The sequence below is a fragment of the Actinoplanes sp. NBC_00393 genome, assembly GCF_036053395.1.
In the GTDB taxonomy this organism is placed as follows: Bacteria; Actinomycetota; Actinomycetes; order Mycobacteriales; family Micromonosporaceae; genus Actinoplanes.
The window spans coordinates 4,403,842-4,416,150 of the sequence record NZ_CP107942.1; the positions used below are offsets into that span (position 1 = coordinate 4,403,842).

Here is a 12,309-nt window from a genome sequence, read left to right on the forward strand (position 1 = left end):
TGATGGTGGTGCAGAGCGCGGTGGTCAACGGAGCGTGTCCGCAACGTAAGCGGCAGCGTCGGCGAGCAGCTTCTCGTTGCGGCCGGCGTTCCTGGTCGGTTTGCTCGACATGATGCCCAGGACGATGGGGGCCGCGCCGGGTGGCTCGACGATGGCGACGTCGTTGAGGGTGCCATAGGAGCCGGTTCCGGTCTTGTCGGCCACGCGCCAGCCTCGGGGTACGCCGGCGCGGATGCGGTTGTCGCCCGTGGTGTTGCGTTCCAGCAGGTCGGTCAAGAAGGCCCGGTTGTCCGCGGAGAGGGCGTCGCCCAACAGCACCGCTCGGTAGGAGGTGGCGATGGCCCGCGGCGAGGTGGTGTCTCGGGGATCGCCCGGCACGGCGGTGGTGATGTCCGGCTCGAGGCGGTCCATCCGGGTGACCGAGTCGCCGAGGCTGCGGAGGAAAGCGGTCAGCTCGGCCGGGCCGCCGAGGTCGCGGATCAGCAGATTGCCGGCGGTGCCGTCGCTGTAGCGGATCGCGGCGTCACAGAGTTGGCGGATGGTCATGCCGCGGCGGACGTTGCGCTCGGTGACCGGGGCGTGCGCCATCAGGTCGTCTCGGGTGTAGGTGACGCGGGAATCCAGGTGGGTGATCGGGTTCCGGGCGAGGACGGCGGCTGCGGCCAGGGCTTTGAAGGTCGAGCAGAACGCGAACCGCTCGTCGGCGCGGTGGGCGATGGTGGCGCCGCTGCCGGTGTCGACGGCGAACACGCCGAGACGGGCCTCGTACTTGGACTCCAGCGCGACGAGACGATCATGCCTGGTCGGCGCCGCCTCGCCGGCCGGCGGGCTGGGCGACGGGGTGGCCGGCAGGCCGGGCGAAGAGGCCGGTGGCAGGCCGGGCGAAGAGGCCGGTGGCGAGGAGGCGCACGCGGCCAACGGAAGCAGGGTTGCCAGGCTGAGAAGGCGACGGCGGCTGACGGAATGCACACGGACGATTATCGGAGCCGCCCGCCAGCGAGGCTGACCGCGTCCGATCAGCGGAGCTGGCCGGCGGCCAGGCCGCTCTGGACCTGGCGGTGGAACAGCAGGTAGCCGGCGATCACCGGGAGCATCGCGATGGTCATGCCGGCGAACAGGCCGCTGAAGTCGCCGCGGTAGCCCTCGTTCACGGCCAGCGCGGTCAGGCCCTGGGCCAGGACCCACTTCTTCTCCGCGCCTTCGCCCTGCATCAGGACGATCGGCAGGACGTACTGGTTCCACTGGAACAGGAAGTTGAAGATGCCCACGCTGACCAGGCCGGGGCGGGCCATCGGCAGCATGACCTGGAAGAAGAGGCGGTAGTGGCCGCAGCCGTCGACCATCGCGGCCTCGGCGACCGTGGTGGGCAGGGTTCGGAAGAAGGCCGTGAGGAAGAAGACGGTGAACGGCAGTGAGTAGGCGGCGTACACCAGGGTGAGGCCGGGCAGGGTGCCGAGCAGGCCCAGGTTGCGGACCACGAAGAACAACGGCACCAGGGCCAGGAAGACCGGGAACATCATGCCGCCGACGAAGGCGTAGTAGATGATCCGGCTGCCACGGAACGGGTAGCGGGCGAGGATGTACGCGGCCATCGCGCCGAGCAGCATGGTCAGGGTCAGGGCGCCGGTGACGACGATGGCGCTGTTCAAGAAGTAGCGGCCGATGTGGGCTTCGCTCCAGGCGCGGGCCCAGTTCTCCCAGCGCAGCGAGGACGGCAGGCTCCATGGGGAGGTCAGGATCTCCTCGTCGCTCTTGAAGGAGCTGAGCACCGCCCACACCAACGGCAGGGTGGTGATAAGCGCCCAAAACGTCAAGAAGAGGTGCGAAAGTAACGCGGGCCGCGGGGACGGGGGCGGCGTCGACACGGACGGCGTCTCCAAACGCGTCCGGGTGAGAACGGCCATCACAACTCCACCCGGTCACGCCGGGTCACCCGCAGGAACATGACTGCCACGGTGAGAGTCAGGAAGAACATCGCCACCCCGATCGCCGAGGCGTACCCGAACTGCCCGTCGGCGAACGCGGTCTTGTACAGCCGCAGCCCGACCACGTCCGACGACGAGCTCGGCCCGCCGTCCGTGATGATCTGCACGACCGCAAACCCGTCGATCGCGATGATCGCCAGATAGACCCAGGCCACCTGGATGGTGTCCCAGACCAGCGGCACGGTGATCCGGACCAGCGTGGTGACCCGGCTCGCCCCGTCGAGCAGCGCGGCCTCGTACAGATCACGCGGGATGGACTGCATGGCCGCGCTGAACAGGACCACGTAGAAGCCCACATTCATCCAGATCAGCACGACCAGCACGCACCAGAACGAGAACCGCGGGTCACCCAGCCAGGCCATCGCCAGCCCGTCCAGGCCGACCGCCCGGAGAAAGCCGTTGATCATGCCGGTGTGCGGGGCGTACATCTCCTTCCAGAGCACGCCGATGATCGCCACCGACAGCACCTGCGGGAAGAAGTAGACGACGCGGTAGAAGCCCGAGCCGCGTACGCCGTGCACGCCGACCCGGTCGGCCCGGCCACCGACGCTGATCATCGAGGCGAAGAAGAGCCCGAGCAGGATCGTCACGACCGGCAGCAGCAGGAGCAGGAGCCCGTTGTGGCGCAGCGCGTTCCAGAAGTAGCCGTCGCCGAGCAGCCGCCGGAAGTTCTCCAGGCCGATGAACTCGTAGGACGGCGACAGCCCGCTCCAGTCGGTGCCGGAGATCTGGAACGCCTGCGCGTACGGTGAGACGACGAACAGACCGTAGAGCAGCAGCGGCGGGATCAGGAAGACGGCGATGAACAGCCGCTTGCCCCACACGTCAGGCCCGCTTGTACTTCTTGATCGCGGGATCCTGGGCGAACTCGTCGGCCGACTTCTGCACCTGGTCGCACCACTGGGCGGCGTTGATCCGTTTGGCGAACAGTTCGGCACAGGCCGCGTCGATCCGTTCCCGTTCGAGCTTGCGGTAGTACGAGTTGTACAGCCAGGTGAACGCGCCACCGTTGGACGCCTCGATCATCTTCGTCACGGAGGTGAGACCGGGGCCGAGCTCGATGCCGTTGCTGGAGCCCTGCACCGCGGTGAGGCTGCTGACCTTGCGGGTGAAGTCGGAGGCGCCCTGCTGCGAGAGCATGACCCGCAGGTATTCCAGGCCACCGCGCACGTTCTTGCCCTTGGCCGGCACGATGAACGGCTCGCTGCCGGTGCCGCGGAACGCCTCGAACGGCATCTTGTCGCTGGTGGTGAGGCTGGGCGTGGGTGCGATGGCCATCCGGAAGTCCGCCGGGGTGACAGCTTTCTGCTCGTTCTCCAGCCACGAGCCGCAGGAGAGGAACGCCGCCTTGCCCCGGCACCACTCGGTCTGCGCCTGGATGTGGTCCATGCCGGCAGCGCCCGGCTGCAGGTAGCCGTCGACGGCGAGCTGGTAGTAGGCCTCGGCGGCGGCGCGCACCGACTCGTGTTTCCAGGCGTTCGGCTCGAGGTTGTCGAGGGCCTTGAGCACGTCGAGGCCGCCCATCTTGCCGGCGGCGGCGACGATCGGCCAGCTCATGTAGCGGGAGTGCTTGCCCGGGTACGTCCACGGCGCGATCCCGGCCGCCTTGATCGTCTTGCAGAGGGCGATCATGTCGTCCCAGGTCTTCGGGTACTCCCAGCCGCGCGATTCGAAGAGCTTCTGTGAATACCAGATGCCGTACGCCGAGTACGCGTAGTTCAGCGACAGGAACTTGCCGTCGTACGAGCCGACGTCGACGATGCCGGGCAGCAGGGTGTCACGGACCTTCTTGTTCGGGTCGTCGCGGCTGGGCGAGTCAAGCAGCTCACCCAGGTCGGCGAGTGCGCCCTGGGACACCAGCCCGTTGAAGTCGATCTGGCTGGCGCCGGAGTTGTTCACCACGTCCGGCGGGTCACCGGCGACGAACCGCGGCTGCAGCGTCTCGGCGATCTGCTGGGTGGCCGAGTGCTTGATCTGCGCCTTCGGGTAGCGCTGCTGGTACATCGCTTCGTGCGCCTTGGCGTACTCCTCACCGAATCCGCCGTTGAAGATGACCACCTCGAGCGGTGCGTCCTCCTTGACCCCGAGGGGGTTGTTCGCGCTGGTCTCGCCCTTGGCGTCGTCGGTGGAGTCGTCGCCGCCCATGGCGCAGCCGCCCAGCGCGCCGATGGCAGCGGCCCCCGCCGCGCCGTGCAGAAGACCGCGCCGACTGATCCGGTATCCCATCTTCGGCTCCCGCCTATGCGTTCTCGGATTGGTGCCAGCCGTCGGCGGCGATCGACCTGCCGTCGACGAGAATCGCGCCGGGTTCGGTCACCCGGAGCCGGTCGATCAGGACGCCGCGCCCCTGCATGGCGGCGTCGGTGCGGTAGGTGACGCGCAGCCCGGTGGCGCCGGCGGGCACGCCGGCGGTGACCCGCCACCAGCGCCGGCCGCCGAAGCCGCTGAGCGTGCCGTCGCTGGTGAACGACTGCCGGCCGGACCGCAGGGTCATCGGCACGGGCGTCCACGTCGCACCGTCGGCCGACGACTCGAGCGCCACCGTGTCGAAACGCGGCTCGGTGTCGTACCAGAAGAAGAAGGAAGCCTGCGCCTGCGCGCCTGCCGCGCGCCGCAGCGGCGCGGTCAAGGTCAGGGTGGCGCTGTCGCGCCGCTCGGTGCGCCAGGGATCGCCGCCGGGAAGTACGTGGACCGGGTGGGCAGCAGCGAGGGTACGCGCCAGAGCACGCCGGGCCACGTCATTGCTCCCCCACGCCCGGTCGGGATGCACGCGGTTGCTGAGCAGCACGAGGAACGACTGGTCGAGCGGGTCGATGACGATCGACGTCCCGGTGAACCCGGTGTGCCCGAAGGTGACCGGCGAGGCCATGCCGTCCATGTACGAGTACTTGCCGAGCTCGAAGCCGAGCCCGCGGGCGGCGGCCGGGTACTGCGGCAGCAGGTCGGCGTTGTAGTTGACCAGGGCCTGCCGGACCATCGACTCGGACAGGATCCGCCGGCCGCGGTAGACGCCGCCGTTGAGCAGCATCTGGCAGAGGATCGCGAGGTCTCCGGCGGTGGAGAAGATCCCGGCGTGCCCGGCCACGCCGCCGAGCGACCAGGCGTTCTCGTCGTGCACCTCGCTCCGGACCACGCCACGACCCACATACGGCTGATACTCCGTGGCGGCGATGCGTTCACGCAGCTCAGGGCCGGGGTTGTAGCCGGTGTCGCGCATCCGCAGCGGCCCGGTCACCCCGTCCCGAACGGCGTCGGCGAGCGGTTTGCCGGTGACCCGCTCGACCAGCACGCCGAGCGCGATCAGCCCGATGTCGGAGTAGACGTACTGCCTGCCGGGCGTCGTACCGGCGTTCACCGGCGTGGCGAGCGCCGCAGCGAAGCGCTGCTCGGGCGTCGGATACCGCGAGTAGAAAGGTGCGAAGGCCGGCAGCCCGGACGTGTGCGTGAGCAGGTGCCGGACGGTGACCCCCGCTTTGCCGCCGGCCGCGAACTCCGGGACCGAGCTCGCGACCGGCGCGTCCAGGTCGATCCGCCCCGCCTCGGCCTGCTGGAGCACCACGATCGTGGTGAACAGCTTGGAGATCGAGGCGAGGTCCCACAGCGTGTCGGTGCGGGCCGCGATCCGTTGATCTGTCGGAAGTTCGACGATGCCGCCGGCGCCGGCGGTGTAGCGGACCGCGTCGCCGACCGCGAACCGGGAGACCACGATCCCGTGGTGCGCAGCGAGCACGGTCGCTCCCGCGTACGTCGGGTAGTTGGGGTGATCGGGCGTCGGCTGCAGGTAGGCCGCGGCGATGCCGGGCAGCGCCGCGATCTGTTCCGGCCGCAGCCCGGCCCGCTGAGCAGTGCCGATGCGCAGCACGTCGCGCCGGAAGCCGATGTCGGCCGGGGTGACGGTCGGCGCCTGCACGGGCGCGGCGGTCGCGGGCGAGCCGACGGCCAGAACGGCGACCACGCCGAGCGTGAGCAGTACCCGAAGTCTGATCATCAACGCCTCTCAATACGCCGATTCGTCGAGGATGGAGGTTTCCTTCGCGAGTCGCAAGGGGGGCGAAGGTTATTGCCATCGCTCTGTGACCCGGCTACCTTCCGAAACCATGCGAACGCGTTTCGTCGCCCTCCTCGCAGTCGCCGCCGTCGCCGCGGCGCCGATCACCCCGGCCCATGCATCGTCATCCATCGATGCCATTCTGGCCCGGATGACCTTGCCGGAGAAGGTCGGTCAGCTGTTCACCACGTACGCCTACGGCAACGACGCGAACACCGCGTCACCGGAGAATCGTCGCCTCTACGGCGTCGACACACCCGCCGAAGTCGTCGCGAAGTACCACCTCGGGGGCGTGATCTACTTCGCCTGGACGAACAGCCTGCAGAACCCGCGACAGATCGCGACCCTCAGCAACGGGCTGCAGGCCGCCGCCACCGGCGTCCCGCTGAGCATCTCCACCGACCAGGAACACGGCGTGGTCACCCGGATGCCGGCGCCGGCCACCCAGTTCCCCGGCGGCATGGCCCTCGGCGCCGGCCGCAACCCGCTGGACGCGTACCGCACCGGGCAGGTCACCGGCGCCGAGCTGCGCGCGGCCGGCATCAACCAGGCCTGGGCGCCGGTCGCCGACGTCAACGTGAACCCGGCCAACCCGGTGATCGGCGTTCGCTCGTTCAGCAGCGACCCTCGCCTGGCCGCCGCACTGACCGCGAGTCAGGTCGCCGGTTTCCAAGTCGGCGCCAGGATCTCGGCGTCCGCCAAGCACTTCCCCGGCCACGGGGACACCGCCACCGACAGTCACACCGGCCTGCCGGTGATCACCCACACCCGCGAGGAGTGGCAGCGCATCGACGCGCCACCGTTCCGGGCCGCGATCGCCGCCGGCGTCGACACGATCATGAGCGCCCACATCGTGGTGCCGGCGCTCGACCCGTCCGGCGACCCGGCGACGCTGTCGCGGCCGATCATCACCGGGCTGCTGCGCGAGGAGCTCGGCTACCGCGGGGTGATCGTCACCGACTCCCTGGAGATGGCCGCGGTGCGGCAGAAGTACGGCGACGACCGGGTGCCGGTGCTGGCGCTCAAAGCCGGCGTCGACATGCTGCTGATGCCGCCGAACATGCAGGTCGCGTACGACGCGGTGCTCGGCGCGGTGGGCTCCGGAGAACTCACCGAGGCCCGCATCGACCAGTCGGTGCGCCGGATCCTGGCCCTCAAGCAGAAACGCGGCGTGCTGACCGCCGCGCCGGCCGACCCGGCCGCCGCCGAACGGGTCGTCGGCTCACCGGCCCACCTTCGCATCGCCCGGTCCGTCACCGACCGTACGGTCACCGCGATCCGCAACGACGCCGGCCTGCTCCCGTTAGCCGCCGGAAAGTCGGTGCTGGTCACCGGGTGGAACTCCAGCGCGTACAACACCATCGCGGCGCTGGCCGGCGCGATGGACGCGACACCGCTGATCGCCAACCAGCCGGACGACGCGAAGGTCGCCGAAGTGGTGACCGCGGCCCGTTCCCGGGACGTCACCGTGGTGCTGACCAACAATGCAGTCGACAGCCGGCAGCAGGCCCTGGTCGCGGCCCTGCTCGGGACCGGAAAACCGGTCGTGGTGGTGGCCGTCCGGAACCCGTACGACATCGCGTACCTGCCGGGCGTCACCTCCTACCTGGCCACTTACAGCTACACCGGAGTCGCCATGGAGTCCCTCGCGAAGGTTCTGACCGGCGCGGTCGCGCCGCGCGGCAAGCTACCGGTCGAGATTCCGGACCTTTATCCGTACGGATATGGGCTGACCTGGAGCGCAAGGTGAAGCGCCGTGGCCTGCTGACCGCGGGTCTGGCCGGCGGAGCCGCGCTCTCGATGGGCGCCGCGAAACCGCAGCGGCGTGTGCAGACCGGGATGGACCGGCTCGCCGCCTCGAACTGGGACGCGCTGCGCGGCGAGCGCATCGGCGTCGTCTCCAACCCGACCGGTGTGGACCGCGAGTACCGGCACCTGGTCGACCGGATGCACGCCGACGGCGTCACCATCGGCGGCGTCTTCGGGCCCGAGCACGGCTTCCGTGGCTCGGCGCAGGCCGGCGGCAGCGAGGGCACCGGCACCGACGCCCGTACCGGGCTGACCGTCTACGACGCCTACCTCGCCACGCAGGCCAAGTGGGAGCAGATGTTCACCGCGGCGGGCGTACGCACGGTGGTCTTCGACATCCAGGACGTCGGCGCCCGCTTCTACACCTACATCTACACGCTCTACGACTCGATGGCCGCCGCCGCCCGCCTCGGCCTGCGCTACGTGGTGCTGGACCGGCCGAATCCGATCGGCGGGCGCGCCTACGGGCCGATGATGACCGACGGCTTCACCTCCGGCGTGGGCCGGCTCAAGATCGTTCAGCAGCACGGCATGACCGTCGGTGAGCTGGCCCGGTTCTACAACGGCGAGTTCCTCTCCGGCGCCGTGAAGCTCGAGGTGATCACCTGTAGGGGCTGGACCGGGCGGCTGCGGGCCGGCGACACCGACCTGCCTTGGGTGCTGCCCAGCCCGAACATGCCCACCCCGGACACCGCGATCGTCTACCCCGGCACCGGCATGTTCGAAGGGGTGTCGTCGCTGTCCGAGGGTCGTGGCACCACCCGGCCGTTCGAGCTGATCGGCGGGCCGGGCTTCGACTACCACTGGTGCGACCGGGTGATCGCGCTCGGTCTGCCGGGGGTGGAGTTCCGGGAGGCGTACTTCACGCCGACCTTCAACAAGTTCACCAACCAACTGTGCGCCGGAATCGAGGTGAAGGTGACCGACCAGGCGGCCTTCGATCCGATCCGGACCGCGGTCGGAATGCTGGTGGAGGCCCGCAAAGAAGCGGCGTTCACCTGGCGTCTCGACAGCGGGACCCGGTACTGGATCGATCTGCTGACCGGATCCACCCGGCTACGCACGATGATCGATGCGGGGGCGTCGACCAGCGAGGTGGTCGGGGCGTGGGCCGGGGAGCTGGCCGCGTTCGAGAAACAGCGCCGGCCGTACCTGCTCTATCCACGGTACGGCTCGTGAGGGCTGCCGGTCAGCCGGGCGTGCACCACCGGCGCCACGGGGGAGCCGGTGAGCCGGCCGACGGCCAGCGCGGCCGCCCCGGCGGCGCCGTTCAGCGCCATCCGGGGCACCGCGCCGGTACGCGACACCAGGCCGGTACGCACCGCCCTGCTGACCGGACCGGGCCGGAGCAACACCGACCCGGCCAGCACCACGACAGCGTCGGGTGGCGGCCCGACGCTGTCGTAGGTGTGCAGCAGCCGGGTGGCCGCCTCGGCGCAGATCCGGGCGGCCACCGGGTCGCCGTCCTCGGCGGCGGCGCTCACCGCGGGCGCAAGCCGGCCGAGCGCGGCCGGCGGAACAGCGAAGGCTGCGGCGAGCAGGGCCTGCGCGAGGTCTTCCGGCTCGGTGCCGTTGGTTTCGAAATGGGCGCTTGCGGCGCCGACCAGGCCGGTCAACTCGCCGCGGCCGTCCAGCGCAGCCAGCGCAGCGCGCAACGCACGCACTCCGATCCACACCGCGGAACCTTCGTCGCCGAGCAGCCACCCGTACCCGTCGCAACGTCGCCGGAGCACTCCGCCGCTGAAGCGGGCGGCCAGCGCACCGGTTCCGGACAGCAGCAGCACCCCATCGGGCTCGGCCGCGCCGGCCGCGTAGGCCACCTCCAGATCAGTCACCGTGACCATTTCGCCGGTCAAACCGGCGTCCCGCCAGGCCGTTGCCGCGGCCGCACGGAACGCGTCACGCCCGGCCCCGGCCGAGCCGGCCGCACCGAGAACACCGAGAGCCACATCCGTACGATCAACGCCGTCCAACGCCGCGGAGAGTGCCACCGTGAGCGTCGCGCTCACCTCGCCGCCGCTGCTGTTGCGGTTGGCGCCACCGGCCTCACCCCGGCCGACCACGGCGCCGTCGACCGTCGCCACCACACACCGGGTGGTCGTCGCTCCCGCGTCCACGCCGACCACGAACGTCGCGCTCATGCTTGAAGAATATTGACCAGCACCCCCGAGCAAAGGAAAAGAATATTCATGACAGCCGAAACGGTGGTTCGAGCGCGGGGCCTGCTGCCGACGCTGTCTCCCGCTGAGCAGCGGGTGGCCCAGGTGATCATCGACGAGGCGGCCACCGCCTCCCGGCTCACCATCACCGACCTCGCCGAGCGGGCCGGCTCCAGCGAGACCACGGTGATCCGGTTCTGCCGGGCGATGGGCTTCGCCGGCTACTCCGAGCTGCGGCTGACCCTGGCCACCGAGGCGGGTCGCGCCTCCGAGGCCGCCGCCGCCTCGGACGAGCCGGTCGGCAGCGACATCAGCGAGAGCGACGACCTCGCCCAGGTGGTCAAGAAGATCGCCTTCGCCGACGCCCGGGCGGTCGAGGAGACCGCCTCGCAGATCGACATCGCGGTGCTGGAACAGGTCGTCGACCTGGTCGCCGGCGCCCGGCGCGTCGACATCTACGGGGTCGGCGCCAGCGCCTTCGTGGCGCTGGACTTCCAGCAGAAGCTCTTCCGGATCGGCCGCATCGCGTACGCGTGGAGCGACACCCACCTGGCCCTGACCAGCGCCGCCCTGCTCGACGAGCGCGACGTGGCGTTCGGGATCTCGCACACCGGCACGACCACCGACACCATCGACGCCTTCACCGAGGCCAAACGGCACGGCGCCCGTACCGTCGCGCTGACCAACTTCCCGAAGACGCCGATCACCCGGGTCGCCGACCTGGTGCTGACCACCGCCGCCCGGGAGACCACGTTCCGCTCCGGCGCGATGGCCAGCCGGCTCGCCCAGCTCACCGTCATCGACTGCGTGTTCGTCGGCGTCGCCCAGCGCACCTACCAGCAGACCCGCACCAACCTCGACGTCACCTACGCGGCGATCCGCGGACGCCGCCTCGGCACCGAGCGGGGTCGCGGGTGAGGCCCGTCGACGAGGTCCCGCTGTCGCGGACCGAACAGCGCAACCCCCGCAGCTCGACCATCGACCGGATGTCCACCCTCGAACTGCTGAGCCTGATCAACGCCGAGGACTGCCTGGTCCCGGTCGCGGTCGCCGACGTGCTGCCGGCACTCGCCGCCGCCGTCGAACTGGCCGTGACCGCGCTCGCTGCCGGGCACCGCGTGCACTACTTCGGCGCGGGCACCTCCGGGCGGATCGCCGTGCTGGACGCGGCCGAGCTGATCCCCACCTTCGGCCTCGAACCCGACCGGGTGGTCGCACACATCGCGGGCGGGACGTCGGCGCTCACCCGGCCGTCCGAGGCAGCCGAGGACGACGAGACCGCCGGAGCGGCGGCTGCCGCCGAGGTCAGCGAGGGAGACCTGGTCGTCGGAGTCACGGCCAGCGGGCGTACGCCGTACGTCCGAGCTGCCCTGTCCACGGCCCGGGCCCGCGGCGCGCGCACTGTCCTGGTCTCCGCCAACCCCGCGTCCCCCATCGCCCCCGCGGTCGACGTCCACGTCGCGCCGGACACCGGCCCGGAAGTGCTGACCGGCTCCACCCGGATGAAGGCGGGGACCGCGCAGAAGCTGGTCCTCAACGCATTCTCGACGGCGACGATGGTGCGGCTGGGCCGCACCTATTCGAACCTGATGACCGACATGCTGGCCAGCAACGCCAAACTGCGCGACCGCCAGCTGCGCATCCTGGCCGAAGCCACCGGCGCCGATCTGGCCCAGTGCCGCCAGGCCCTGCTGTCCGCCGGCGGCGACGCCAAGGTCGCGGTGGTGACGCTGATCGCCGGCGCCAGCACCGAGGCGGCCGGCCAGGCCTTGGTCGAGACCGAAGGCCACGTCCACCAGGCGCTGCGGCTGCTGGATCACCGCTCGCCGCTCAGGGCCGGCGCAGAGCACCCCCCGGACTAGCCGACGCCGTCGTGGCGATCTGGCCGAACCTCGCCCGGTCACGATCGTCGCCGCGTAACGCATCAACCGATCCGACAACCGCAACTCACGCACATGCATCCCTTCACCACACCGGCGCAAGCATGACCTCAGCGCGTTACGGCCGGTGCGGAATCCGGTCTCGGAGCAGCAACGCGATGGCTTCTTCCATGCGGCGGGTCCGGGTGTCGGGCCGCTTCGCTTCGTCGATCCAGGCGAGGATCCGGTGGTGATCGCGACGGCCGACGGTGGCGAGGAATGCCGCCATGCCGACGCCCCACACCAGCATGATCGCGAACCCAGCCAGCACTCTCCACTGGTTGTGTGGGGACGGCTACGGCGTGGGTTGCGGTGTCGACCGCAGCGGAGAGACGGGTGACCTGCGAAGCACCCGCGCGGCGCGCTCGGCGTCCTCGACGACCACCGGC

The 12,309-nt window shown here is 70.3% G+C and carries 11 protein-coding genes; 4 read left to right on the forward strand and 7 right to left on the reverse strand.

The genetic code is table 11. The annotated features are described in order from the left end of the window. Positions 1-24: 24 nt before the first annotated feature. The 5 genes from bla to OHA21_RS20795 are packed head-to-tail and all read right to left on the reverse strand — an operon-like array spanning position 25 to position 5,973. Positions 25-969, reverse strand: a complete 945-nt coding sequence (gene bla / locus OHA21_RS20775; protein WP_328475997.1) for a class A beta-lactamase — start codon at positions 967-969, stop codon at positions 25-27. Positions 970-1,016: 47 nt separating this feature from the next. Further along, on the reverse strand, positions 1,017-1,904 hold the full coding sequence (locus OHA21_RS20780; RefSeq protein WP_442875112.1) for a carbohydrate ABC transporter permease: 888 nt from the start codon (positions 1,902-1,904) through the stop codon (positions 1,017-1,019). Beyond that, positions 1,904-2,809 carry a carbohydrate ABC transporter permease gene (locus tag OHA21_RS20785; protein ID WP_328476001.1) on the reverse strand — a complete coding sequence of 302 codons (906 nt, stop codon included), beginning with the start codon at positions 2,807-2,809 and terminating at the stop codon, positions 1,904-1,906. The genes OHA21_RS20780 and OHA21_RS20785 overlap by 1 nt, the downstream gene beginning before the upstream one ends. 1 nt (position 2,810) lies before the next feature. Then, positions 2,811-4,211, reverse strand: a complete 1,401-nt coding sequence (ngcE, locus tag OHA21_RS20790) for an N-acetylglucosamine/diacetylchitobiose ABC transporter substrate-binding protein (RefSeq protein ID WP_328476003.1) — start codon at positions 4,209-4,211, stop codon at positions 2,811-2,813. A gap of 13 nt (positions 4,212-4,224) precedes the next feature. Beyond that, the gene (locus tag OHA21_RS20795; protein WP_328476005.1) at positions 4,225-5,973 is read right to left on the reverse strand and encodes a serine hydrolase domain-containing protein; all 1,749 of its coding nucleotides are present in this window, start codon (positions 5,971-5,973) and stop codon (positions 4,225-4,227) included. Positions 5,974-6,082: 109 nt separating this feature from the next. Here OHA21_RS20795 and OHA21_RS20800 point away from each other — a divergent pair, with 109 nt between their 5' ends. Next, a complete protein-coding gene (locus OHA21_RS20800; RefSeq protein ID WP_328476007.1) occupies positions 6,083-7,783 on the forward strand; it encodes a glycoside hydrolase family 3 protein in 1,701 nt (566 codons plus the stop codon). Beyond that, positions 7,780-9,021, forward strand: a complete 1,242-nt coding sequence (locus tag OHA21_RS20805) for an exo-beta-N-acetylmuramidase NamZ family protein (RefSeq protein WP_328476008.1) — start codon at positions 7,780-7,782, stop codon at positions 9,019-9,021. Before OHA21_RS20800 ends, OHA21_RS20805 begins: the two co-directional genes overlap by 4 nt. On the opposite strand, the gene OHA21_RS20810 is transcribed toward OHA21_RS20805, so the two are convergent. Further along, positions 9,000-9,983, reverse strand: coding sequence for an N-acetylglucosamine kinase (locus OHA21_RS20810; protein WP_328476010.1), 984 nt, complete (start codon positions 9,981-9,983; stop codon positions 9,000-9,002). The genes OHA21_RS20805 and OHA21_RS20810 overlap by 22 nt on opposite strands. Positions 9,984-10,031: 48 nt before the next feature. Between OHA21_RS20810 and OHA21_RS20815 the strand changes: the two genes are divergently transcribed. After that, entirely contained in the window at positions 10,032-10,919 is an 888-nt protein-coding gene (locus tag OHA21_RS20815) for a MurR/RpiR family transcriptional regulator (protein WP_328476012.1), read from the forward strand. Next, positions 10,916-11,863 carry an N-acetylmuramic acid 6-phosphate etherase gene (gene murQ / locus OHA21_RS20820; protein WP_328476014.1) on the forward strand — a complete coding sequence of 316 codons (948 nt, stop codon included), beginning with the start codon at positions 10,916-10,918 and terminating at the stop codon, positions 11,861-11,863. Before OHA21_RS20815 ends, murQ begins: the two co-directional genes overlap by 4 nt. Positions 11,864-11,999: 136 nt before the next feature. Here murQ and OHA21_RS20825 read toward each other — a convergent pair whose 3' ends face one another. Next, positions 12,000-12,170: a YdeI/OmpD-associated family protein gene (locus tag OHA21_RS20825; RefSeq protein ID WP_328476016.1), complete on the reverse strand. Its 171-nt coding sequence runs from the start codon at positions 12,168-12,170 to the stop codon at positions 12,000-12,002. Positions 12,171-12,309 lie beyond the last annotated feature (139 nt).

What these genes read in the sequence shown, in the direction of transcription:
- OHA21_RS20780 (WP_442875112.1), bottom strand. Translation starts at nt 1,904, where the DNA reads ATGGCCGTTCTCACCCGGACGCGTTTGGAGACGCCGTCCGTGTCGACG.
- ngcE (WP_328476003.1), bottom strand. Translation starts at nt 4,211, where the DNA reads ATGGGATACCGGATCAGTCGGCGCGGTCTTCTGCACGGCGCGGCGGGG.
- OHA21_RS20795 (WP_328476005.1), bottom strand. Translation starts at nt 5,973, where the DNA reads ATGATCAGACTTCGGGTACTGCTCACGCTCGGCGTGGTCGCCGTTCTG.
- OHA21_RS20800 (WP_328476007.1), top strand. Translation starts at nt 6,083, where the DNA reads ATGCGAACGCGTTTCGTCGCCCTCCTCGCAGTCGCCGCCGTCGCCGCG.
- OHA21_RS20810 (WP_328476010.1), bottom strand. Translation starts at nt 9,983, where the DNA reads ATGAGCGCGACGTTCGTGGTCGGCGTGGACGCGGGAGCGACGACCACC.
- OHA21_RS20815 (WP_328476012.1), top strand. Translation starts at nt 10,032, where the DNA reads ATGACAGCCGAAACGGTGGTTCGAGCGCGGGGCCTGCTGCCGACGCTG.
- OHA21_RS20825 (WP_328476016.1), bottom strand. Translation starts at nt 12,170, where the DNA reads ATGCTGGTGTGGGGCGTCGGCATGGCGGCATTCCTCGCCACCGTCGGC.